A 21,802-nucleotide genomic window follows, 5' to 3' on the forward strand; every position below is an offset into this window, starting at 1 on the left:
TCATCGTTTCATTATTAATAAAGGATTAGATATGGCTAAACTCCAGGACTGTCAATTCATCGAAATTAAAATTGACAACAAACCCGTTAAAGGTGCATCAACGGAAACTGCTTATAAAGACTGGATCGAAGGGTATGCTCCGATGGGTATCACCACGTATTCCGGCCCTGACGGTACCTATTTTGATTCAACTCATGTTTCCTTATTAGTCACCAAGGAAAGCAGCAACTTTTTTGAGCAGTATTTAAAACGCGGTTATAAAAATATTACTATCACTGTCGTACACCGCGGCTCCGACGAATACTCGGCGAACTATGAAATTCAGCGTATCACCTACACTGATTGTAAGGTCCAGAGTCTTCGCTACGAAATGCGTGACAAATTATTTATGGATATTACTTTCACCTTTGAAGGCGAAGTTGATCTCACCATTAACGTGCCGAATGCCGCAGAATCCGGCCTGGATAAAATCGGGCCGATTAAATACGACATTCCGACAAAAGCGCTTAAATAACAGCGTACACCGGCTGCTGCAGGCAGCCGGTTTTTTCCAGGAAGCGCATTGATGATACATTCATTACTCTTAACACTCAGTGACAATCACCCTCTTCGTGAAGAAGATGATTATCAGTGCGAAGCGCTTTCGCATCACCAATTACTGACAGAATTAAACATGTGTTTAAGCTCTCGCGCGCGCTATCCCGGTATTGAGGAGATTCCCCTTATTAACACTTCGGTATTGAATTTTGGTATCGATGAGTCATTTCAGCAAACTAACGAACTGACTCCCCGGCGCAATATTATGGAACAGCGACTAAAAACAACCATTGCCCGTTTTGAGCCGCGCCTGACGCAGGTTTCTATCACCAGCACCCAGGTCAAACCGGAACACATTAAATTTGAAGTACAGGCAAATTATTTAAATAAGCACTTAACCATCAGGCTTATCTGGAATGATGATACGGGAGTATTTTATTTCGATGAATAGTTTACTTTCTTATTATCAGAAAGAACTGAACTTCTTAAAAAAGCATGGCCGCGTTTTCGCTGAACGCTTTCCCAAAATAGCCCGTCGACTTGGCATGATCGAGGGGGAGTCCGCCGATCCGCATGTCAGCCGATTGATTGAATCTTTTGCCTTATTAACGTCGCGTATTCATCAGCGACTGGATGAGGATATGCCTGAAGTGGTCGAGGCGCTTATTGCTTCATTGGCCCCCCAGTTCCTGCGTCCGCTGCCCTCAACCTGCATTGTTATGATGGAGCCCGATCCCGCACGCAGCGGTATCAGCGGCAAAAACATTCTTGCGCCGGGTACCGCGCTATTTACCCGCAATACCGCCCCGCTGCCCTGCCAGTTTCAAACCATCTACCCGGTTACGCTACTGCCGCTTAGCATCGAGACGGCAAGGCTGCATTTTGACAGCGATATCCTGAACTGGAAGTTACGCTTGCAGTTTCGGGTCTGGCCGGGCGGCGCGATCGGTGCCGAGAAGATCCGCATCTATCTGCACGGCCAGAACAATGCGGTCAACCTGCTTTATACGGTGCTTTGTTCAGAACTTCAGAGCCTTGGCCTGTCGCAGGGGGAAAACAGCGTAGCGCTGCCCGCCACGGCGATCGCCCCGGTGGGTTTTGAGGCGGAAGATGCGCTGCTTACGCGGGATCCCCGCATTGCGCCAATCCATATTCTGCTGCTGGATTACTTTTATTTTCCGCAGAAATTCTCTTTTATTGACCTGCAATTGCCGGAAGGTTTTACCGCCAGCGGTAATGAAAGTTTTGAAATTCAGGCCGTTATCAGGCGCAACCGATTGACGAAAAAACTGGAAAAAATGGCTGATATTGTCGATGCCAGCTTTTTCCGCCTGTTCTGTTCTCCCGCCGTGAATTTGTTTACGCAACGCGCAGAACCACTCACGCTCAACGACGCTACCGTCGAGCATCCGGTCATTCCGGATAACCGCTATCCGGGGCTGATTAGCGTCTGGTCAATCGACACCGTTACCGTGCAGCGTAAAACCGAAGGGCACATCGATCACTGGCCGGTACGTTCACTGCTTGAAAGCCACCTGTACGCAGACAGTACGGACAACGCCGGGCTGCACTGGCAGAGCGCCCACCGGGAAGTGCATGGCCCACGCGGCGTGGAGCCGACCTGTTTTATTGCCTTCAGTAAAAGCCCGCCCGGCCCGGTTTCAACACTCGCAGAAGTGGTGACCATTACCATGCGCTGTAGCAACCATACGTTGCCGCATCAGTTGTCGTATGGTCATCCTGACGGTGATTTTGATGCCGACGCCGCGGTTGCCGCGTTGAAGACGATTGCGCTGACCCATCCGACGCGTCCGCTTAATCCCCCGGAAAAGAGCGCGCAACGCTGGCGTTTTCTGGCGCAACTGTCGCTCAATCATCAGTTGCTGACCGGCGAACGCGGCGCCCAACAGTTGGCAGAGATGTTGTCGCTGTATAACCGTGACGTACAGCCAGGAAAAACGCCGTTATTCATGTTGATACAGTCGCTGGAGTGCCAGCCCGTTACCCGTCGGCTGATAAAAAACGATCCGCACTCGCTGGCTCGCGGCATCAATGTGCGGGTGACGTTTCGCCATCAGGCGCTGAATGAACCTGACTATTACCTGTTTTGCGCCTTGCTGGATCGCCTGCTGGCGCTGTATGCCCCGGTCAATAGCTTTATCCGGCTCGCCACCTGCATTGAGCAGGAAGCAGAAACGCTGCACCAGTGGCCGGTGCGCGCCGGGAGGCTGTCATGGCTTTGATCCCGCTTATCAGCAAATTCAATTTTTATCAGCAAATTCGCCTGCTGCTGCGCACGCTGCGGGATGGCGAAAAAACCGATGAAACATTGCTGGATGAAACGCTGCATCTGACATCAACCCTTTCGCTCAATGCGCCAGAAGGTGATGTGGAGTCGCTGTCTCAGGCAGCGCCCGACCAACCGCTGACGCTAACGGCTTTTCATCATGGTCTGACTGGCGCAATGGGCGCGCTGCCTGCGGTGTATACCGAGTGGCTGATTGAGCGCCAGTACCGTTACAGCGACGGCAGCGCCAGGGCTTTTTTCGATCTTTTTGGCCACCGGCTCTACTGCCTGGACTATCTCGCCTGGCAAAAAAACCATTTATACGCGCTCGCTGAATCTACAGGTTCCTCGCCGCTCAACATGGCCATCCTCGCACTTACCGGCCTGACGAATGAAGCGCCCGTCCCGGCGATGGCGAACCACGCCGCGTTATTTGCCGCGCCCGTGCGTTCAATGGTCAATCTGGAGCGCTGGCTGAGTCAGCTTTTTGCTGTCCCGGCGCAGGTGATCCCGTTTACCGGCGGCTGGCGCAGCGTGAGCGATGAGGAGCGCTGCCAGCTCGGCAATCCTCAACACAGGCTGGAAACCGCGCCAATGCTGGGCGCCGCGCGTCGGGAGGTGCATGCGCATTTTGATGTCTTGCTCGGCCCGATGTCTGCGGAGTCTTCCCGCCGTTTTATTCCGCAGGGCGCAGCCTGGCAGGATCTCTGGGCGCGTATACGCGACTACGTCGGCCCGGTAATGGACTTCTCGGTTTCCTTACTGATCGGTCGTTCCTCTCCCGGTTCCAGCCCGCTGGGAATGCGCGCTTTAGGGGTGGATTTTTGTCTTGGCAGCAGTGCGGGGACTTATCTGCATAAAGTGCAGAAGCCTGCCCCGGACTTTTAAACAGGATTATGGGTATGTCGATTATTGAAAAAAGCAAAGAGCAACAACACCATTTTATCGGCTGGAACGGCGACCTCGCCGGTTCGCTGCTGCTGGTCTCACTTCGCGGGCAGGAATCGCTCTCCTCGCCGTACCAATACGAACTGCGTTCGCTGACCAAACTGAAGGAGGCAGATCTGGCGCGCTGGCATGGCGAAGCAGTTTCCTGCCGCATCGGCGACGGCAGTCAGTCGCTGCCGCAGCGCCATCTGCACGGCGTCATAACCCGCATTCGTTATGCGCAACGCACCGGGGATGAGGCGGAATGCATTTTCACGCTCGAACCGACACTCTCGCTGCTGCAAATGGGTCGCATGATGCGCATCTGGCAAAACACCAGCGTGCCGGATCTGGTCAGTACCCTGCTCAAAAGTTACGGCATCAACGATGTCGAGGTGCAGTTGCATGGTACGTATCCGAAGCGAGAGTACTGCGTGCAGTATCGTGAGTCGGCATTGCGTTTTATCGAGCGAATTTTGCAGGAAGAAGGGATCTACTACTTTTTCCGCCACAGCGCAGCGGCTCATACCTTAGTGCTGGCCGATCATCCAGCCAGCCATACCAACATTGGCGGAGAGAAACTCGCCTGGCACCATCAGGGCGAAATCATCACCGGCGGCACTATCGATAGCTGGGAGGCCAGCGTGGCGTTGCTGCCGGCAAGCGTGGCGATTCAGGGATTCAATATGCCGCAAACCGCGGCGATTGATGATCTGAAAAGCGCCCGCAGTGCAGATAAATCCATCTCCTCCGTGACGTTTACCGATATCACGCCGCAGGGTGAACGCGAGCTGATTACCCGCCAGGCCCAAACGGTGATGGCGGCGAAAGAAGCCAATATTCGCCACTTTGCTGCGACGGCGAATGCCCACTGGTTGAGTTGCGGCGAAATCTTCACGCTGAGCGGCCATCCTTCCGGTGACAAGGCGTACAACATCCAGCGCCTGGACTTGAAGCGGTCAATAACTTTGACGACAACAGCAGTGCCTGCTTTTGCCAGTTGCAGGCGGTAACGAACGATCAACCCTGGGTGCCAGCCGATAACCATCCGCTGCCGGAGATCCCTGGCGTGCTGACAGCAACCGTCGTCGGGCCGGCTTCAGAAGAGATCCACGCCGATGAATATGGCCGCATCAAGATCCAGTTTCCGTGGGACAAAGAAAACCCCAATGACGATACCTGCTCCTGCTGGGTGCAAGTGGTACAGCCGTGGAGCGGCGCGAATTTCGGTGCGCAGTTTCTTCCACGCGTCGGCTGTGAAGTGTTGGTCAGCTTTGTGCAGGGACATCCCGATTTCCCGGTGGTCATCGGCACAGTGCATAACGGCCAGAATAAGCCGCCCTTCGCCCTTCCCGCCGGGAAAAACGAGAGCGGTTTTGTGTCACGCAGCACGCCCAAAGGCAGCGTCGATGAGGGCCATCGCCTGAGTTTCAACGATAAAAAAGGCGAAGAGTTGCTGACCATCATTGCGCAAAAGGATCTCGCGCTGACGGTGAAAAATGATGCCACCAGCACCATCGCCGCCAACCGCAGCACCGAGCTGACTAAGGGCAACGATCTGTTGGTGCTGAAAGAAGGCGATATGAGCGTCACGCTGGAAAAAGGCAACTGGCAACAGCGCGTGACGGGCAATGCCAGCGCAGAGGTAAAGGACGGTGATTACACGCTCAGCGTTACCGGCAATGCCACCACTGAAGTGAAAGACGGCGAGTACAAACTCAGCGTCGCCGGTAATACCACCACCGAAGTGAAAGACGGCGAGTACAAACTCAGCGTCGCCGGTAATACCACCACCGAAGTGAAAGACGGTAACTACAAGCTCAGCGTGGCGGGCAATAACACCACCGAGCTGAAGAGCGGCAACTACATGCTCAGCGTGAGCGGCGGCAGCGGCGGTATCAAAACGGATAAAGCGCTGACCTTCGAATCCACACAAGGTATCGAGCTGAAAGTGGGCAGCAACAAAATCAGCCTCTCGCCCAGCGGCATTACGATTAACGGCACCCTGCTCACCCTTGAAGCGAAAGCCACGGCAGAGCTTAAAGGCGCAATGGCCACGGTGTCCGGCAGCGGGATGACGCAGGTTTCAGGCGGCATTATTAACATCGGCTAAGGAGAGCACCATGGCATCCGTTGAATTATCCCACCAACAACAGCTTGCATGCGGCAACTGGGAAGAAGCCCTGCAACAGTGGCGCCTGCAATATGACTTCAAAACGGTCGTCAGCCAATTGACCGCTCTGATTCGGCGCTTTGCCAGCACGGAGGCGCTGCCGCTGCTGGATGATATCGCCCGCTACGGCCGTCAACCCGACGAAACACTGCGCTGGCGCATCTTTGAACAGGCGAAGGAGCTGGGTTTTAACACGCCAGCAGGTGCCCTTGCTTTGTCGCTGTTCTGGTCGCAGGGAAGTATGAGCCCGCCGGATCTCGAGCCGGTTTATCCCGATCCGCAACTGAGCCAGCAAATCCTGAATTGTGCGCTGGTCATGTCAGCCTGCCAGCTCTCGGAGTCTCCGACGGAGGGCGTGCGCCTGCTGTTTTCTCACATTGCTGACGGAGGTCTGTGATGGCTCAGCCTGCGGCCCGTGTCTCTGATATGCATACCTGCCCAATGGTGACGCCCGGCGTTCCGCCGATCCCGCATGTCGGCGGGCCTATCATGCCGCCTGGCGTTCCTACGGTGCTGATTGGTGGTCTTCCCGCCGCTACCGTCGGCTCAATGGCGACCTGCGTCGGGCCTGTCGACAGCATCGTGATGGGCAGTGTCAAAGTGCTGATCGGCAAAAAACCGGCCGCACGCATGGGCGATAGCTGCGCGCATGGCGGCGTGATTGTCGCCGGATGCCCCAAAGTTCTGATCGGATAAGCGAACATGACCCTTGTTGCCGATATCGCGCCCCTGTTGGCGCCAATCAGCCCGGAAAATCCTGCCGGGGAAAATCTGGAATATGAACTGCTGTTTGACACCATCCGCAGCGCGCGTGAAAGCGATCCGGACTACTTGCCCGAAGGCGACTGGTCAGTGAGCGAACCCCGCAAAGCGGACTGGAATAAAGTGCGGACGCTGAGTGAAAAAGCCCTCACGGAGCAAAGCAAAGATCTGCAACTGGCGTGCTGGCTTGTGGAGTCGCGCTGCCATTTGCAGGGGCTTGCCGGGCTGTGCTCGGGCATCGATTTTCTTTGCGCCTTCCTGCAACAGTTCTGGTTTCAGTGCTGGCCTTCGCTTGAGGAAGATGGCGTTTCAGCGCGCCGCAGCCGACTGTCGCGCCTCGATCGCGACATCAGTATGCAGCTTTTTCGCCAGCCGTTGCTGGCGCAAGAGATGACTTCGCTGGCGACATGGCGGGAGATTCAGGCGTTCGAACAAAAAGTTACCAGCCACCCGGAGAGCCGCGAGGAGTTAATAGAGCAGAAAGGCGATCTGTCGATGAGCAGTTTCGATCGGCTGGCGACGCAATTTTCTGCCCATGACATCAGCCAACAGCTTGCGCTTACGGAACAACTGAGCGCTGCACTGCGGCAATGCGAGGCATGTTATGCCTCGTTGAGTGAGGACCAGGAAGGCGATGTCTTTGTGCTGATCCGCCAGACCTTAGCGGAAGTGACCGACTATCTGCAACGCCTGGCGCAACGGGCAATGCCGCTGGCTACCGATGCGCCTGCAGATAGTACAGAAAACACACCGCTCGCCACGGCGTCGCCCTTCGCCACCTCACAAGTGATGAACCGTGAGTTAGCCATCAGCCAGATGCTGGCTATCGGCGCCTGGTTTCGCCAGACCGAACCCTCCAGCCCGGTGCCCTTTCTGATGGAACGCGCCGCCCGCTGGGCAAACATGACGCTGACCGAATGGCTGGAAGAGATGCTTACCGACGATACCAGCCTGCATGCCATCCATAATGTATTAACAGGACAGACCCAATAATGCCGGGAAAACATACCCTTATCATTGCTTTTTGCGCTGCGCTGCTCAGCGGGTGCGCAGAGGAAAACCCAGCGCCCGCCACAAAACAGCAGGCCATTGACCAGGTTGCTGCGCCCTTTGCCCAGGGCGCAATCACGCTGGCGATTCAAACCGACCCGGATTTGAATGCGGTGCATGACATCGCCAATAGCTGCACGTTACTGGTTATCCAAGCGCAACACGCCAATACGCTGAGCAAACTGCTCTCTAACCCTTTCGCTTTAAAGAGCCTGTTCAGCGCCGCGGGCGCGCAGGATGAGATCTTAAAAGTTGACCGCTACGCCGCCATGCCGGGACAACGCACGACGCTGCATATCGACCGCAGCGAGAATACCCGTTACCTCGCGGTGGTTGCCGGTTATTACCCGTTCCCGCAAAAGCAGCATATGGCGCTCATCCGCATTCCCGTCACTACCGAAAGCTCCGGCTGGTGGACGCCGCGCTGGCAGGCGCAACTGGCACCGGTAACGCTAACCCTTCATCTCGGTAGCAACAGCATGACGCAGTTTACCGGCGCGGAACGTGAGCCGCTGCGCCTGCAAAATGCAGCGCCCGCACCGGCACCCTCCCCTGCCAGCCAAGGAAGCTGATATGTATCCGGAACTTCAGCAGATTTACTGGTATTCGGGCGTTTATCTACAGCCGCAACATTTGCAGTCTGTCGATCTGCATCACCACTACATGCTGTCGCGCCATCGCCAACTGGCGCAGCCGTGGAACGTTGGGCTAATTGAGTCGGTGTTTAACCCGGAAACGCTGGTTGATTTCACGCTAAAAATTGAACACCTGAAGGCGCTGTTACCTTCCGGGGATTATCTGGAATTTCCTGGCAACTGCAGCCTGCAGCCGCGCCAGTTTCGCCAGGCATGGAAACAGCTGGAGAAACCGTTAACCCTGTGGCTGGCGCTGCGCCGTTTCGACCCAGGCCACGTGAATGTCGGCGACTCGCCAAACAGCCGCTGGTTTAAAGCGCCGGAAGAAGGCGTGATGAAAGATGTCTACTTCGACGGGCCGGAGTGCAGCGTCTCGCGCATTCTTTATAACGTACAGATCCTCACCGACAGCGAGAAAGAGGCGGTAGTGGATTGTGAATTTATTCCCCTTCTGCGGCTGCGCTATGACACCGATCGGGTGATCCCTGACGCCAGTTTTTGTCCTCCGCTGGTCAGCCTTGGCAGCACGCCGGTGCTGAAAAATCTGCTGGACGGTCTGTATGCCGAGCTGGCAAACCGTGCTTATAAACTCGAAGAGTACAAACGCCCGGAACAGAGCAATACCGCCCAGCGCGGTGATATGACGCAACTGTTAGTGATGCGCTCGCTTAACCGGGTTCTGCCGTTGCTGCACCACTACTGCCGTACGCCGGGCATGCATCCGTGGCCTGTCTACGGTCTGCTGGCGCAACTGGTTGGCGAACTCTCCAGTTTCAGCGATCGCTGTTCATTTAATGGTGAATGGGCCGGTGAGACGATGCGTCTGTTGCCGTATGACCACTATGACCTTTATGCCTGTTTCGCCAGCGCGAAAACCCTTCTGCTTTCACTGCTGAATAATCTGGCACTGGAAGATAACGTCTGGATCACCTTCGTACCCACCAGCCAGCGCATCTTTATCGGCGATTTGTCGCCACTCGCCGGACAACAGAGCGACAGCGTGTTGCTGCGGCTGCGTTCAGAGCAGCAACTCCCCGGCACAACCGAAAGCAGCGGTTTCAAAGTGGCGCCGGGTTCGGCGATCGGCAAGCTGATTCAACATGCGCTACCGGGGATTGCCGCTACGGCGCTGAATCCCGCACCGCGTGGCGTGCCGCAGAGCAAAAACGCGGTCTATTACCAACTGAACCGGCAGGACGATCTGTGGAAGAAGATCGACCAGCAGCAGAGACTGGCCTTTTACTGGGATGACGCGCCCGACGATCTGCAAGTCCAGGCCGTCTTTATGGGGGTGTCATGAGCGAGCTTCTTGATGGCTATCTGCCGGTCTTCAGGCAGGTACTGGAGATGATTGCAGAACCCACATCGTTTACCGATTACGCCGAAGCGCGGCAAGCGTGCCTTGTCCGGCTGGAGCAGGCAATGCAGCGAGCCTGCCAACAGGATGCCAGCGAAGAGGAGAAAGCGGCCGCGCAGTTTGCGGTTATCGCCTGGATCGATGAAACGGTGCTCTGTTCCTCCTTGCCGTGGCGCGAGCGCTGGCAGAGTGAATTATTACAGCGTAAGTATCTGAATATCACCGTCGCCGGAGAGCGATTCTTTACCTGTCTGGCGCAGCTTGAGCCTGCCTGGCATCAGGCGCGAAAGGTCTTTCTCTTCTGTCTGCAAAATGGTTTTCACGGTCAGTACAGCACGCCCGAGGATGACGAGCCATTGCAGGAGATCATTACAGAGCAGCGTGCGCTGTGCCTGCCGGCATCATGGTTAAGCTGGCCAAACGACAGCGCGATCACGCCCGCTACATGCGGACAAACCGTCGCCACGCCGCTGCATAAACGCCTGCTGCTGCGGACAACCGTAACCCTGTTGCTGCTGTACGGGTTTTTACTTTTGCTTCTTTATCACTACACAAACTGACCTCTATGTTTAAGAAATTAGCCTGTTTTACTGGCTGGCTGGCTGTACTGTGCCTGTCGCTGATATTCAGTTTTATGCTCGGCCTGTGGCAAGGATGGGGCACGCCGGGGATCCTGCTGCTGTGGCTGCTGGTGATGGTGCTGGCCGCGCTGCTGTGGCACTCGCTCCCCGAGTTATTGCTGCTTATCAGGGGGAAAAAAGGCCGCCGCTGGTTCACAAAATACCGCTTATCGCGCCGGGAATATGTGCTGTTTAATCACTGGAAAGCGGGTGCCTCGGTCATCAAACGCATTAAACGTCGGCGCACGCATCTTCCGTGGTATTTACTGGTCGGCGAACGCTGTGGCAAAAGTACGCTGCTGGCCAGCGCAGGGTTGCCCCGTTTTTATGGTGATAGCGCCGACGGCATCACCGCCCCGACCCGCACGCTGCGGTGGTGGTTTTTCCGTGATCTGTGCGTGCTCGATCTGTCGAGCAATTTTTTAAACGGTGCTGCCGCCTTCCGTCAGGCCTGGAGCAAACTGGCCCGCTGGTGCACGCACATGCCCGCGCCTGGCGGCATCATCATAGCGTTGCCGATGAGCCAGTTAATGCGTGGCGATCTCAGCCAATTGCATACGCTGGCCCGCCAGCAACGTAGCCTTATCGAACCGCTGGTCCGGCACTATGGCGAACGCTTGCCACTCTATGTGTTAGTCACCCAGTGCGATAAGTTCCCTGGTTTCAGTTTGTGGCAGCATCAACTTTCTGACGCCCAACGCCAGCAAGCGCTGGGTTATACATGGAGCGTACCGCCGCATATTGATGGCCAGGACGACACCACATTGCAGCCGCTATTCACGCGTCTGCACGAAGGCTTTTCTCTCGTGCGGCTGAGTATGGCGCGCCCGGCCACACTCAGCGCGCCTGAGTACAATGCCCTGCTGGATTTCCCGGAAGCGTTCGCCCGGCTGGAACCCGCCCTGCGCTACACGCTGGCCGCTCTGTGCGAAGCCAACGCCTATTTCAGCCCGGCCACGCTGAAGAGCATCTGGTTTTGCGCCGCCGAACCGCAGGTGGAGAATCAGGGTCGCCGCACCAGCGTTTTCATCCAGGATCTGTTGACCCGCCACCTCCCGGCATTGAGTTTAAAAAGAAGCGGACTGCGCTGGTATCAGCGTTCATTCGGCAGAACATGCTGCTACACCGCAATCGGTGTCTGCGCCCTCTGGCTGGCGATAAGCGCCAGCATGAGCGCCATGCGCTTGCACTCCGGGCTGGCTGAATTAGCGCCGGATAAGCTGGCGGCGTTTGTTGCCGCAGACGAGCAACATGCAACACTGGCGCTGCCCTGGTTGCCGTTTATGCCCTTATTCAGCCAGCAACAACGCGACGCTGAAACGTTGCTTGCCCGCATTCCAGTGACGGCGCGCCCTGCCCGGCAGACGCTGGAAGCGTATCAGCAACGCGCCCTTAACGCGTCGCCCGCGCAACAGCGGCACGACATTTTGCAACTGGCCGCGGCGGTCACGCGCTGGCGACAAATGCAGCACGGCACGCCGCTGGATACGCTCGCCGAAGCCGCGCCGATCAGCGACGAGCTGACGCAAAATGTCTATCCGCCGACGCTATCGCCGCTGACCCGGCTAGCGCTGGAGCGTTATTACATTCAGCGTCCCTATGGCGAACGCTGGTTGCAGAACGCACAACGGGTGCTGGAAAATCTGGTCAATCACGATCTGTCACTACGCTGGTTACAGGCCCCGGACGCCGCATTTCCGCCGCTGCACGCAGCAACATTCTGGCCAGCATTACCCGATTCACTTGCTCTCGACGGGAGATGGACGCAGGCCGGTGAAGCCACAGTGAATCAATGGATGGCAGAGATTGAAGCCGCTGCCGGTCGCACTGAACCGATTTTTCAGCCATTGCGCGACAGCTGGCAGGAAGCGAGGCAGCAGGCATGGCGTCACTATCTGATCGACATAACGGCGCACCTTTCACCAGATGAAACAGGCACGGCGTCGCGCCGCCAGCTGATGGCTATCAGCCAGAATCAAAGCCCGGCGATGCGCTTTGCTACCCGCATTGTTGACGAGCTTGAGGCCATTCCGCCGGAACACGCGCAGCCCTGGCTGGCCACGCTGCGTGACGTTCAGACGCTCGCCCGCGCGGGCGATGGCGCCGCGCTGCTGCAACGCACCGAGCGGCTCAACAAACAACTGCGTCTGTCGCTGGCCGCGTGGTTTCAGGGCAAAACTCGAACGGCCACGGCTGCCACGGCGCAATCTGCCCAACAGGCATGGCTCGACTGGCAAAAATCCCGAAACAGCGCCGTTAATGCGGCAGTAGCGCAGGAGAAACCAGGTGATACGTTAACGCGCGGGCTTTTTACCCCCGGGCAACAAAAACCAGACACCAACCCGCTGAGCACTCTCCTGCCGGCACTTGCCACCTTGCAGGAACGCGTTTCGCCCGATGAGAACGATGCAGATGTCGCGGCGGTGTGGCGGCTGTATCAGGATGATGCCCGCACGCTACTGGCGAACGCGATGGCCAGCAGCGCGTGTTGGTTGAATGCGCAATGGAAAAGCAGCGTGATCTGGCCACTGGGGAAAAATGCCGAAAAACGCAGCTACGAAGAGCAACAAACACTGAGCCAGCAACTGGTGGGCAATTTTCTGCGCGGCCCGGCGAAGCCCATGCTGTCGGTGGACAATAATGGTCTTCGCGCCGCCGGTTTTGCTGGCATGACGCTGCCTTTAACGGCGGAATTTAGTCAGTTTCTCCGTAACGCCTTCCCCGCGGATATTCTTCAGGATCTGCCGCAACGCACCGCCACCCAAGTCCAGGATCGGAAAGCAACGTTGCAGGCCAAAGTCGCGGCGCTTGAGTTGCAACAAAGCAAACTCGAAAAACAGGTTGTGAAAACGACTGTTACCAGCCTGCCAGCCACCATCGCCGAAGGCGCGCAGGTGATCCCAACCGGAACGCAATTGTTGCTGAACTGCCAGAAAGGCGACCAGGTACTCAGCAGTATGAATTTTGCCGACAAGGCCGATTTCACCTGGCAGCCGGGCCAGTGCCGCGGTGTAACGCTAAGCGTTCAGTTTCCTGATTTTGTCGCGGTCGATCAGATTAATGGCGACGATGCCTGGCCGTGGTTTGTCAGCCTGTTCTCTTCAGGAGAAACGCTGATCGAAAGCAGTGATTTCGGTGACAGCGCAGAGTTGCTTAAGCGATTAGGCATTAAACAGATCCTCGTTCGTTTTGCCATGTCCAACACTCAACCCCTTGAGGAGACGTGGCAAAGCTGGAAAACGAACGCCGATGAAATCAGTTCCCTTACTCAACAAATCAGCGATCTCAACGAGCAGTCAGCGTATCCGCAACCTGACGAGTTAGCGGCGCACGCGCTTTCTGGTTTGCCCGACGAAATCACACAGTGTCAGTAACACCATTGAAGGTACTTTTATGAGCCATCATTTAAAACCAATAATTAAGAAGCTTTCCGCTGAGGGACGAGCGGTACTTGACACCGCCGTCAGCCATGCGGTTTCTCTGCAACATACAGAAGTGACGCCAGAACATTTACTGATGGCAATACTGCGCCAGCAAAGCCCCTTGATCGAGCAACTGGGATTGCAGAGCGGGTTGCCAGTCAGCCGGTTGTTTGATGCATTACAGCAGGAGCTTCAGCACCAGCGGCCGCAACAAAACGCCGCCCCACACTTTTCCGTCGGGCTGACCGAGTGGTTTATTGCGGGCTGGTTATTGGCAAGCAGCCACTGGGGACAATCGCAACTGACGCCCGCCGCGCTGCTGGCCGCGTTATTCGATGACGGCAATGCGTTACGGCTCGCCGCCCCGGTGGAAAAAGCATTGCAATGCGATCGCCCCAAAGCGATGGCGTTGCTGCAAAACATCTATGTGCCTGCGCCTGCTCGCGACGAACAGCCAGCGGCCAGTACATCCGCGCTGCAAAAATACACGCGCAATCTCAGTGAACTGGCGCGTAAAGGCGAACTGGATCCGGTTCTGGGCCGCGAATCCGAACTGCGCCAGATGGTGGATATTCTGTTACGCCGCCGCCAGAACAACCCGATTCTTACCGGTGAGCCAGGCGTCGGGAAAACCGCGCTTGCCGAAGCGCTGGCGATGCGTATTGTCGCAGGCACCTTTCCCCAGATGCTGGAATCAACAGAGATACTGACGCTGGATCTGGGGTTGTTACAGGCCGGAGCGAGCGTGAAAGGTGAGTTTGAAAACCGCCTTCAGCAGTTGCTGAAAGAGGTCGCCCGCGCGCCCGTGCCGATTATTTTATTTATTGATGAAGCGCATACGCTCATTGGCGCTGGAGGATCCGCCGGACAAAGCGATGCGGCTAACTTACTCAAACCCGCGCTGGCGCGCGGTGAGTTGCGAATTATTGCCGCCACAACCTGGGTGGAATATAAAAAATATTTCGAGAAAGATGCCGCGCTGGCGCGCCGCTTTCAGCTTATTAAAGTGGCGGAGCCGGATACGGATAAGGCCACGACGATGTTACGCGCGATGGCACCGGCCATGTCCCGACATCACGGCATTCCCATCCTCGAAAGCGCCATCCATGCCGCTATCTCCCTCTCCAGCCGCTACATTGCCGAACGCCAGCTTCCCGACAAATCGGTGAGTTTGCTGGATACCGCCTGCACCCGCGTGGCGATATCACAAACTCAGGAACCGAAAGAAATTGAGGCAATCTGCGTGCAACTGCGCGCCATTGAATGCGAGATTGCCGCACTGAAACGAGAAAACAGTGCGCCAGAGCGGCAGGTAAAACTTCGTCAGCAGGCCACGACTTTGCAGGGCTCTCTCGATTCACTGCGCCAGGAATGGGAGCGGCAAACGCTGCTGGTGCAACAGTTGCAGCAGAGCCAGGATGCCGAAGAAATTGCGCAGATGCGTGAAACGCTGGCTGCATGTCACCAGCAGCATGCGATGGTGTTTGAGTGCGTGGATGCCGCCTGCGTGGCGGACGTGGTTGCAGACTGGACCGGTATCCCGCTTGGACACATGCTGGAGCAGGAGCACCAGCAACTGGATTCCCTGTGCGAACGGCTTGAACAACGGATTATTGGGCAAAGACATGCCCTCAAACATATCACTCAACAAATTCGCATCAGCCGCGCCGGGCTTGCCGATCCGCAAAAACCCACCGGCGTTTACATGCTGGCCGGTCCCTCCGGAATCGGCAAAACCGAAACGTCGCTGGCGCTGGCAGAACTGCTGTATGGCGGGGAAAAAAGCATGGTGACCATTAATATGTCCGAGTACCAGGAAGCTCACTCTGTTTCGGGGCTGAAAGGTTCACCGCCAGGCTATGTGGGTTACGGTCAGGGCGGTGTCCTTACCGAAGCCGTGCGCCGTAATCCCTACTGTGTAGTCTTGCTGGATGAAGTGGAAAAAGCGCATCCGGACGTCATGGAGCTGTTCTATCAAATTTTCGATAAAGGCATCATCGAAGACGCAGAAGGACAGATGATTAATTTCCGTAACACGCTGATTATTATGACGTCTAATCTGGCCAGCGCGGCGCTGATTAGCGCCTGGGAAAAAGGCAAAACGTCGCCGGAAGCGTTGTGCAATATTATTCGCCCTGAGTTTGAACGCGTCTTCAGCCCGGCGTTGATGGGACGTATGACGCTGATCCCTTACCTGCCCTTGCAGCCGCTGGAGCTGGCGCAGATCATCGAATTGAAGCTTCAGCACCTGTGCCGCCGTTATCAGACCGCAACAGAAAGCGACTCACGCCCAGGCTGGACAAATAAAGTGGTTAACTGGGTGGCAAAACGCTGTCAGGTACAGCAAAGTGGCGCGCGCGATATTGACCAGATATTGACCTCACATTTATTACCGATTCTGGCTGACCATGCGTTAACCTCAGCGGCAAAAAATGAAGTGAAAATTGATATCCTCAAAGACCAGGTGGCGTTGAAAGTATAACGACTAACGTTAAATTTGTTTCGCCCTGTAATGAAAGTCCAGCGTCAGGATCGTTTCGCAGAGGTTTTGTCGCTGGCTTTTGATTTATGTTTTATACTGATTCCATTCAGCAAGTTTGCGTAACAGATTCATATAATAAAACATAAAAATCATGAATGGATTGGAACATTATACATTTAATATTTTATCAAAAGTAATTTAATTCTTTCAAACTCGGATAAGAAAAAACAAAAAACCAGATTAAAAACTACCATCAAAAACTCAGAATAATAAATAAATCATTCAGGCGAAATAATCCTGGATTGACATTCATCTAATTTATATTATTCATGAAAATATCTGGAAAAACACATTACATAATAATACAAGCAATTGATTTATAAAATATTTATTTATACCAACATATAAATATGTGAGATAAGAATCTTATTAAGATGAAATATTTTTAAATTTATTGCCCTGGCAATGTATGCTTATGCTTATCGAAAGTGAATTCAATAAATAACCAAAAGGGGAATTAAATGAACTCGCATATATATCGCATTAACAATGAAGTTGACTTTAATATAACTGAACGCACTCTGTGTCGATGTGATATGTACTTGCCACCAGCATTATTGACTAAACCTGCCTCTAAATGTCTTGAGCTTTTAATAACAAAGAAGCCCGGAGAGATTGTTACGCATAACGAACTCTATGATTATGCGTGGGAAAAGCGCACCAAGGAGACATCTCCCAACACCTTATATCAAACGATATTCCAGATCAGAAGAATAATTGCGACAACCTTTAACACTAAAGAGCAATTCATTTTAACGCTGCCGCGAGAGGGATTTTACTTTAATCCGGCGATGAAAATCGAACCACTGGAATACAAAGCAAAGCACCCGGATAACTACCTTGCCAGAAATTTGAAATTTGCGTTACATACCGCCAACCAGGAATCTGAAATTCACGCCCAGCTTAATACGTTGCATCAGATTCTCCTTGATGTATGCGATAAGGTCAGTTTTATCGAAAAACTCACCCGCACTGAACACGAAAACAAAACGCCAACCGGCTACTTTTTAAAGTAACTAACCGGTTATAAGCGGAGGTTGTTCAACATCGCGCTGCAAAAAGGGTAGCAATGAAAAACAAGGCATAACACAATCACTTCAAAAATAACGAAAACAGCACTTATTCTAAATTAAGTACATCTGCATCACTTTTAGTTTTTGTTCGTATGATGAGTATTTCTTTGTCGGTAATGTTACGAAACGTATCTCGCATTGCCGGCCAGTTATAACAGGTAATCACTGCCAGAACTTGACTCTCGTCCCCTGAACAATCGTGTCACGCCTGGAAAAGCAATGTACCCGGAAGGAAAGTATTTGATTCAATCTATCTGTCTATCCAGACGATTATTACAGTATTATTAAACCTCCCCATATCAATTCCTGCCTTATGAATAAACCTTAGCACTTAATTAAGACAGATATTATGGTGTTCATTTGCAAACATTCATAAACTACAACTATGATTAATAAACATTATCGTGATTCAACTGAAAAACGATGATCTGTGCATAACTCGCACATGTTGTATATCGCTATCGACGATTTACAACTTTCTTCTTTTAACTCAAAAAATTTCCGAGGCGCGCATGCGAATATTAGGGAAAAACATCAAATCCAATATATTTAATGATTCATTTTTTATTCTTGAGGACTGGAATAAAATTTACAGAAAAACTCTGGCCATACAGCACACCTCTTCAGCAAGGAAAAATGCACATCAGGATAAATTAATTTTAATCCACACGCTGCGTTTTATAACGGACAACAACTCACCTTTTCTTAACGATAAAGCAGAAGATCTGTTTGCCACATGGGATATCATTAGCACCTCGCTGACTCGTTTACAATCGTCCATGTATGACCGTAACCAATGGGCCGATGTAGGGCTTATTCTTGCCGTTCCGCCGCAGAATATCATTGGCACATTTCATAAAGATGTCTGTTTTCCCAACCATGCAGGAAATACCAGCGGGGAAACAAAAAATAGCTACGCGCTCAGTGAAAGTTATTTTAAAGGCGCCAGTAGAAAACCGAACGATCCAAAGATGAAGAAGTATCTAAAAAGTGCGATGCCTGACAAAACTTATGCCACCATGATGAGCCCGGAGAGTCTGATGGCCAAATCGAACGGCATAAAGCATAACGAAGTACTGATCGTGGGTAAAAAGGATGTCAATACCTATGCTGAGTTCCCTCCCACCGACAGAGTTAAAGTTTGTGGCATCTATTTCCAGTATGAAAGAGGCCAGCAACATAAACTTCAGCAGTATCAAAAAAACAGAGAATTAATTGAAAAATTAAAACAACATAACCCCGATCTGCCTGTTATCGAACATTCCGTCTGGGGCGGTGAGTTTTCCGCTTTTTCACGGTAAGTCCTTTCCCCCACCTTTCATCATAGTCTTTGGCGGAGCCTCTCCGCCCGTTTCTCTCTGCTCCAGCCGTTCTGTTAACTGGCGATAATCTGCGCTTCCCTCTCCTTTTATGGGTATCGATCAAACAAGGCACAAAAAAACCGGATCAAGCGTAGTGCGATTGCTAAGGTTGATGAGGCAGTTATAAATTTATGTGACGTTTGTCGATTTTTTATGCATTAAAAGAAAGGTATTAGCTATCAAATCTGTAGATTTATTCAAGTACCTTTTACAGGAAGCAGTGTATATCGTAACGGCATTACACAAGCAAATGGAGCCAGATATGAGCACGTCAGACGAACAATCCCTCTCTTCAGCCGTCGAGAAATGCCCTTTCCATGATAAAGCCAGCAAGCAGAGCACGGCCGGGGCCACCAGCAACCGCGACTGGTGGCCGAACCAACTGCGCGTCGATTTGCTGAACCAGCACTCTAACCGCTCCAATCCGCTGGGTGAATCCTTTAACTACCGCGAAGAGTTTAAAAAACTCGATTATTCCGCACTGAAAGCTGATATCCGTAGCGTGTTGACCGATTCGCAATCCTGGTGGCCTGCCGACTGGGGCAGTTACATCGGGCTGTTTATTCGCATGGCCTGGCACAGCGCCGGGACGTACCGTACCGTTGATGGCCGTGGCGGTTCCGGACGCGGTCAGCAGCGCTTTGCACCGCTGAACTCCTGGCCGGATAACGTCAGCCTTGATAAAGCGCGCCGTCTGCTGTGGCCGGTAAAACAGAAATATGGCCAGAAAATCTCGTGGGCCGATTTGATCATTCTGGCGGGGAACGTGGCGCTGGAAAATGCCGGTTTCCGCACCTTCGGTTTTGGCGCGGGCCGCGAAGATGTCTGGGAACCGGATTTCGACGTGGACTGGGGTAACGAGAAAGAGTGGTTGAGCCATCGTCATCCGGAAAGCCTGGCGCAGGCCGCGATTGGCGCTACCGAAATGGGGCTGATTTACGTCAACCCGGAAGGCCCGAACGCCAGCGGCGAACCCGTTTCCGCTGCCTCGGCAATTCGCGCCACCTTCGGTAATATGGGGATGAACGATGAAGAGACCGTCGCGCTGATCGCCGGTGGTCATACGCTGGGTAAAACCCACGGTGCGGCAAAACCGGACGACTACGTAGGCCCGGAACCGGAAGCCGCGCCGCTGGAAGCGCAGGGCTTTGGCTGGATGAGCAGCTACGGCAGCGGCGCAGGCGCTGATGCTATTACCTCCGGGCTGGAAGTGGCATGGACACAAACGCCAACCCAGTGGAGCAACTACTTCTTCGAGAACCTGTTCAAATACGAGTGGGTCCAGACCCGCAGCCCGGGTGGCGCTCTCCAGTTTGAAGCCGTCGATGCGCCGGAAATCATCCCGGACCCGTTTGATCCGGCGAAAAAACGTAAACCCACCATGCTGGTTACCGACCTGACGCTGCGTTTTGACCCGGAATTCGAGAAAATTTCCCGTCGCTTCCTGAACGATCCGCAGGCATTTAACGAAGCCTTTGCCCGCGCATGGTTCAAACTGACGCACCGTGATATGGGGCCAAAATCCCGTTACATCGGACCAGAAGTTCCGCATGAAGATCTGATTTGGCAGGATCCGTTACCGGCCGCCACTTATCACCCTGACGACGCAGATATCGCCAACCTGAAAGCGGATATCGCCGCATCGGGCCTGTCGGTCAGCGATCTGGTTTCGGTGGCCTGGGCTTCCGCTTCCACCTTCCGTGGCGGCGATAAACGCGGCGGTGCTAACGGCGCGCGTCTTGCGCTTGCCCCGCAAAACGGCTGGGAAGTGAATGCCCGCGCAGTGCAAGCCTTACCGGTACTGCAACGCATTCAGCAGACGTCGGCAAAAGCCTCGCTGGCCGATATCATTGTGCTGGCCGGTGTGGTTGGCGTTGAGCAGGCGGCGGCTTCGGCGGGTGTCCAGGTGAACGTACCGTTTACACCGGGACGCGTTGATGCGCGTCAGGATCAAACGGATGTTGAGTCCTTCAATCTGATGGAGCCGCTGTCCGATGGTTTCCGTAACTATCGCCGCGTGTGGGATGGTGTGAGCACCGAAACCCTGCTGATTGATAAAGCGCAGCAACTGACGCTGACCGCGCCGGAACTGACAGCGCTTGTCGGCGGGCTGCGTGTTCTGGGCGCTAACTACGATGACAGCAAACACGGCGTCTTTACCGATCGTGTTGGGGTGCTGAGCACCGACTTCTTCGTCAACCTGCTGGATATGCGCACCGCATGGAAAGCTACCGACGAAAAAGCGGAGCTGTTTGAAGGCCGCGATCGTCAGAGCGGTGAGCTGCGCTACACGGCAACGCGCGCCGATCTGGTCTTCGGCTCCAACTCGGTCCTGCGCGCGCTGGCAGAGGTTTACGCCAGCAGCGATGCGAAACAGAAATTTGTCATCGATTTCGTTGCCGCGTGGACGAAAGTGATGAATCTGGACCGCTTCGACCTGCAATAAACCGCGCTGCGGCAAACAACACACCTGCGGGATCAAACCCGCAGGTTTTTTTATGCCTGCCCGCTAATTTGGTGACAGTGTCACCTTCAAATGTAAGCAAAAAAAATCCCGGTATGGATACCGGGGAAACTGTTGATAACGAGTTTTACTGACCGCGCTCCGCGATCAAAGAGTAATAACTGATGAAGCCAGACACCGCGGGAAGTCCCCTTCGGGGCAGGCTTGCGCCATTAAACGGCAGGAATGTAACGCAGAGATGACGGCGGGGTTTCAGGAAAAATAAGTACCAGGGCGACACCATTATTTATGTCACCCAAAACGGGCCTGCAAAAATAGAGTTAAAAATCAGTCAGAAGTTGAGGTCTCTTCTTGATCGCGCCTGAGTACAAAATGGTTATTATGGCGGGTAATTTTTGCGCCGCTGTCGCCATAATTCGCAGAAAGCATGAAGAAGGCATCGGCATCGACATCAAATGCCAGCTCCACCTCCGTCTGCTTACCAGAGGTAATCATTTGATATGCCTGCTTTAAGTTATACGCTTTTGCAATTGCCATGGATAAATCCTCGCGTGAGATGCGACCGATAAAAATCCTGTACTGTAGTTATAGT

18 protein-coding genes are annotated in these 21,802 nt (G+C 53.9%); 17 read left to right on the forward strand and 1 reads right to left on the reverse strand.

The genetic code is table 11. The features are described from left to right. Positions 1–31: 31 nt before the first annotated feature. The 17 genes from C0557_RS13835 to katG all read left to right on the forward strand — a co-directional run bounded on the left by C0557_RS13835 (position 32) and on the right by katG (position 21,192). Positions 32–514, forward strand: coding sequence for a hypothetical protein (locus tag C0557_RS13835; RefSeq protein WP_074778897.1), 483 nt, complete (start codon positions 32–34; stop codon positions 512–514). A 51-nt stretch (positions 515–565) separates the two neighbouring features. After that, entirely contained in the window at positions 566–988 is a 423-nt protein-coding gene (locus tag C0557_RS13840; protein WP_208658867.1) for a GPW/gp25 family protein, read from the forward strand. Then, positions 981–2,780: a type VI secretion system baseplate subunit TssF gene (gene tssF / locus C0557_RS13845; RefSeq protein ID WP_208658870.1), complete on the forward strand. Its 1,800-nt coding sequence runs from the start codon at positions 981–983 to the stop codon at positions 2,778–2,780. The genes C0557_RS13840 and tssF overlap by 8 nt, the downstream gene beginning before the upstream one ends. After that, complete coding sequence (tssG, locus tag C0557_RS13850) at positions 2,771–3,712, forward strand: type VI secretion system baseplate subunit TssG (protein WP_208658872.1); 942 nt, start codon at positions 2,771–2,773, stop codon at positions 3,710–3,712. Before tssF ends, tssG begins: the two co-directional genes overlap by 10 nt. A 14-nt stretch (positions 3,713–3,726) precedes the next feature. Continuing rightward, positions 3,727–4,764 carry a type VI secretion system Vgr family protein gene (locus C0557_RS27465; RefSeq protein WP_253073720.1) on the forward strand — a complete coding sequence of 346 codons (1,038 nt, stop codon included), beginning with the start codon at positions 3,727–3,729 and terminating at the stop codon, positions 4,762–4,764. After that, positions 4,752–5,864, forward strand: coding sequence for a type VI secretion system Vgr family protein (locus C0557_RS27470; protein ID WP_253073721.1), 1,113 nt, complete (start codon positions 4,752–4,754; stop codon positions 5,862–5,864). Before C0557_RS27465 ends, C0557_RS27470 begins: the two co-directional genes overlap by 13 nt. 10 nt (positions 5,865–5,874) lie before the next feature. Continuing rightward, positions 5,875–6,321, forward strand: a complete 447-nt coding sequence (locus tag C0557_RS13860) for a hypothetical protein (RefSeq protein ID WP_208658874.1) — start codon at positions 5,875–5,877, stop codon at positions 6,319–6,321. Continuing rightward, positions 6,321–6,620: a PAAR domain-containing protein gene (locus C0557_RS13865; RefSeq protein ID WP_043953333.1), complete on the forward strand. Its 300-nt coding sequence runs from the start codon at positions 6,321–6,323 to the stop codon at positions 6,618–6,620. Before C0557_RS13860 ends, C0557_RS13865 begins: the two co-directional genes overlap by 1 nt. A 6-nt stretch (positions 6,621–6,626) precedes the next feature. Continuing rightward, the gene (tssA, locus tag C0557_RS13870; RefSeq protein WP_208658876.1) at positions 6,627–7,679 is read left to right on the forward strand and encodes a type VI secretion system protein TssA; all 1,053 of its coding nucleotides are present in this window, start codon (positions 6,627–6,629) and stop codon (positions 7,677–7,679) included. Then, positions 7,679–8,308: a type VI secretion system lipoprotein TssJ gene (tssJ, locus tag C0557_RS13875; RefSeq protein WP_208658878.1), complete on the forward strand. Its 630-nt coding sequence runs from the start codon at positions 7,679–7,681 to the stop codon at positions 8,306–8,308. The genes tssA and tssJ overlap by 1 nt, the downstream gene beginning before the upstream one ends. A 1-nt stretch (position 8,309) precedes the next feature. Further along, positions 8,310–9,671 carry a type VI secretion system baseplate subunit TssK gene (gene tssK, locus C0557_RS13880; protein ID WP_208658880.1) on the forward strand — a complete coding sequence of 454 codons (1,362 nt, stop codon included), beginning with the start codon at positions 8,310–8,312 and terminating at the stop codon, positions 9,669–9,671. Continuing rightward, the gene (locus C0557_RS13885; RefSeq protein ID WP_208658882.1) at positions 9,668–10,288 is read left to right on the forward strand and encodes a DotU family type IV/VI secretion system protein; all 621 of its coding nucleotides are present in this window, start codon (positions 9,668–9,670) and stop codon (positions 10,286–10,288) included. Before tssK ends, C0557_RS13885 begins: the two co-directional genes overlap by 4 nt. A gap of 5 nt (positions 10,289–10,293) precedes the next feature. After that, the gene (locus C0557_RS13890; RefSeq protein WP_208658885.1) at positions 10,294–13,722 is read left to right on the forward strand and encodes a type VI secretion protein IcmF/TssM N-terminal domain-containing protein; all 3,429 of its coding nucleotides are present in this window, start codon (positions 10,294–10,296) and stop codon (positions 13,720–13,722) included. 19 nt (positions 13,723–13,741) lie between these two features. Beyond that, positions 13,742–16,252, forward strand: a complete 2,511-nt coding sequence (tssH, locus tag C0557_RS13895) for a type VI secretion system ATPase TssH (protein ID WP_208658887.1) — start codon at positions 13,742–13,744, stop codon at positions 16,250–16,252. A 521-nt stretch (positions 16,253–16,773) separates the two neighbouring features. Continuing rightward, complete coding sequence (locus C0557_RS13900; protein ID WP_074778873.1) at positions 16,774–17,328, forward strand: winged helix-turn-helix domain-containing protein; 555 nt, start codon at positions 16,774–16,776, stop codon at positions 17,326–17,328. 569 nt (positions 17,329–17,897) lie between these two features. Beyond that, positions 17,898–18,686, forward strand: coding sequence for a hypothetical protein (locus tag C0557_RS13905; protein WP_208658889.1), 789 nt, complete (start codon positions 17,898–17,900; stop codon positions 18,684–18,686). A 322-nt stretch (positions 18,687–19,008) separates the two neighbouring features. Next, a complete protein-coding gene (gene katG / locus C0557_RS13910) occupies positions 19,009–21,192 on the forward strand; it encodes a catalase/peroxidase HPI (RefSeq protein WP_208658891.1) in 2,184 nt (727 codons plus the stop codon). A 345-nt stretch (positions 21,193–21,537) separates the two neighbouring features. Here the strand turns inward: katG and C0557_RS13915 are convergent, their stop codons facing one another. Next, positions 21,538–21,747, reverse strand: a complete 210-nt coding sequence (locus C0557_RS13915) for a hypothetical protein (protein WP_208657067.1) — start codon at positions 21,745–21,747, stop codon at positions 21,538–21,540. Between the last annotated feature and the right edge of the window lie 55 nt (positions 21,748–21,802).

It is taken from the genome of Kosakonia sp. MUSA4, assembly GCF_013085925.1.
Lineage (GTDB): Bacteria > Pseudomonadota > Gammaproteobacteria > Enterobacterales > Enterobacteriaceae > Kosakonia > Kosakonia sacchari_B.

What these genes read in the sequence shown, in the direction of transcription:
- C0557_RS13890 (WP_208658885.1), top strand. Translation starts at nt 10,294, where the DNA reads ATGTTTAAGAAATTAGCCTGTTTTACTGGCTGGCTGGCTGTACTGTGC.
- C0557_RS13865 (WP_043953333.1), top strand. Translation starts at nt 6,321, where the DNA reads ATGGCTCAGCCTGCGGCCCGTGTCTCTGATATGCATACCTGCCCAATG.
- C0557_RS27465 (WP_253073720.1), top strand. Translation starts at nt 3,727, where the DNA reads ATGTCGATTATTGAAAAAAGCAAAGAGCAACAACACCATTTTATCGGC.
- tssK (WP_208658880.1), top strand. Translation starts at nt 8,310, where the DNA reads ATGTATCCGGAACTTCAGCAGATTTACTGGTATTCGGGCGTTTATCTA.
- katG (WP_208658891.1), top strand. Translation starts at nt 19,009, where the DNA reads ATGAGCACGTCAGACGAACAATCCCTCTCTTCAGCCGTCGAGAAATGC.
- C0557_RS13915 (WP_208657067.1), bottom strand. Translation starts at nt 21,747, where the DNA reads ATGGCAATTGCAAAAGCGTATAACTTAAAGCAGGCATATCAAATGATT.
- tssF (WP_208658870.1), top strand. Translation starts at nt 981, where the DNA reads ATGAATAGTTTACTTTCTTATTATCAGAAAGAACTGAACTTCTTAAAA.
- C0557_RS13885 (WP_208658882.1), top strand. Translation starts at nt 9,668, where the DNA reads ATGAGCGAGCTTCTTGATGGCTATCTGCCGGTCTTCAGGCAGGTACTG.
- tssH (WP_208658887.1), top strand. Translation starts at nt 13,742, where the DNA reads ATGAGCCATCATTTAAAACCAATAATTAAGAAGCTTTCCGCTGAGGGA.
- C0557_RS13860 (WP_208658874.1), top strand. Translation starts at nt 5,875, where the DNA reads ATGGCATCCGTTGAATTATCCCACCAACAACAGCTTGCATGCGGCAAC.
- C0557_RS13840 (WP_208658867.1), top strand. Translation starts at nt 566, where the DNA reads ATGATACATTCATTACTCTTAACACTCAGTGACAATCACCCTCTTCGT.
- tssJ (WP_208658878.1), top strand. Translation starts at nt 7,679, where the DNA reads ATGCCGGGAAAACATACCCTTATCATTGCTTTTTGCGCTGCGCTGCTC.
- tssA (WP_208658876.1), top strand. Translation starts at nt 6,627, where the DNA reads ATGACCCTTGTTGCCGATATCGCGCCCCTGTTGGCGCCAATCAGCCCG.
- tssG (WP_208658872.1), top strand. Translation starts at nt 2,771, where the DNA reads ATGGCTTTGATCCCGCTTATCAGCAAATTCAATTTTTATCAGCAAATT.
- C0557_RS13900 (WP_074778873.1), top strand. Translation starts at nt 16,774, where the DNA reads ATGAACTCGCATATATATCGCATTAACAATGAAGTTGACTTTAATATA.
- C0557_RS13835 (WP_074778897.1), top strand. Translation starts at nt 32, where the DNA reads ATGGCTAAACTCCAGGACTGTCAATTCATCGAAATTAAAATTGACAAC.
- C0557_RS13905 (WP_208658889.1), top strand. Translation starts at nt 17,898, where the DNA reads ATGCGAATATTAGGGAAAAACATCAAATCCAATATATTTAATGATTCA.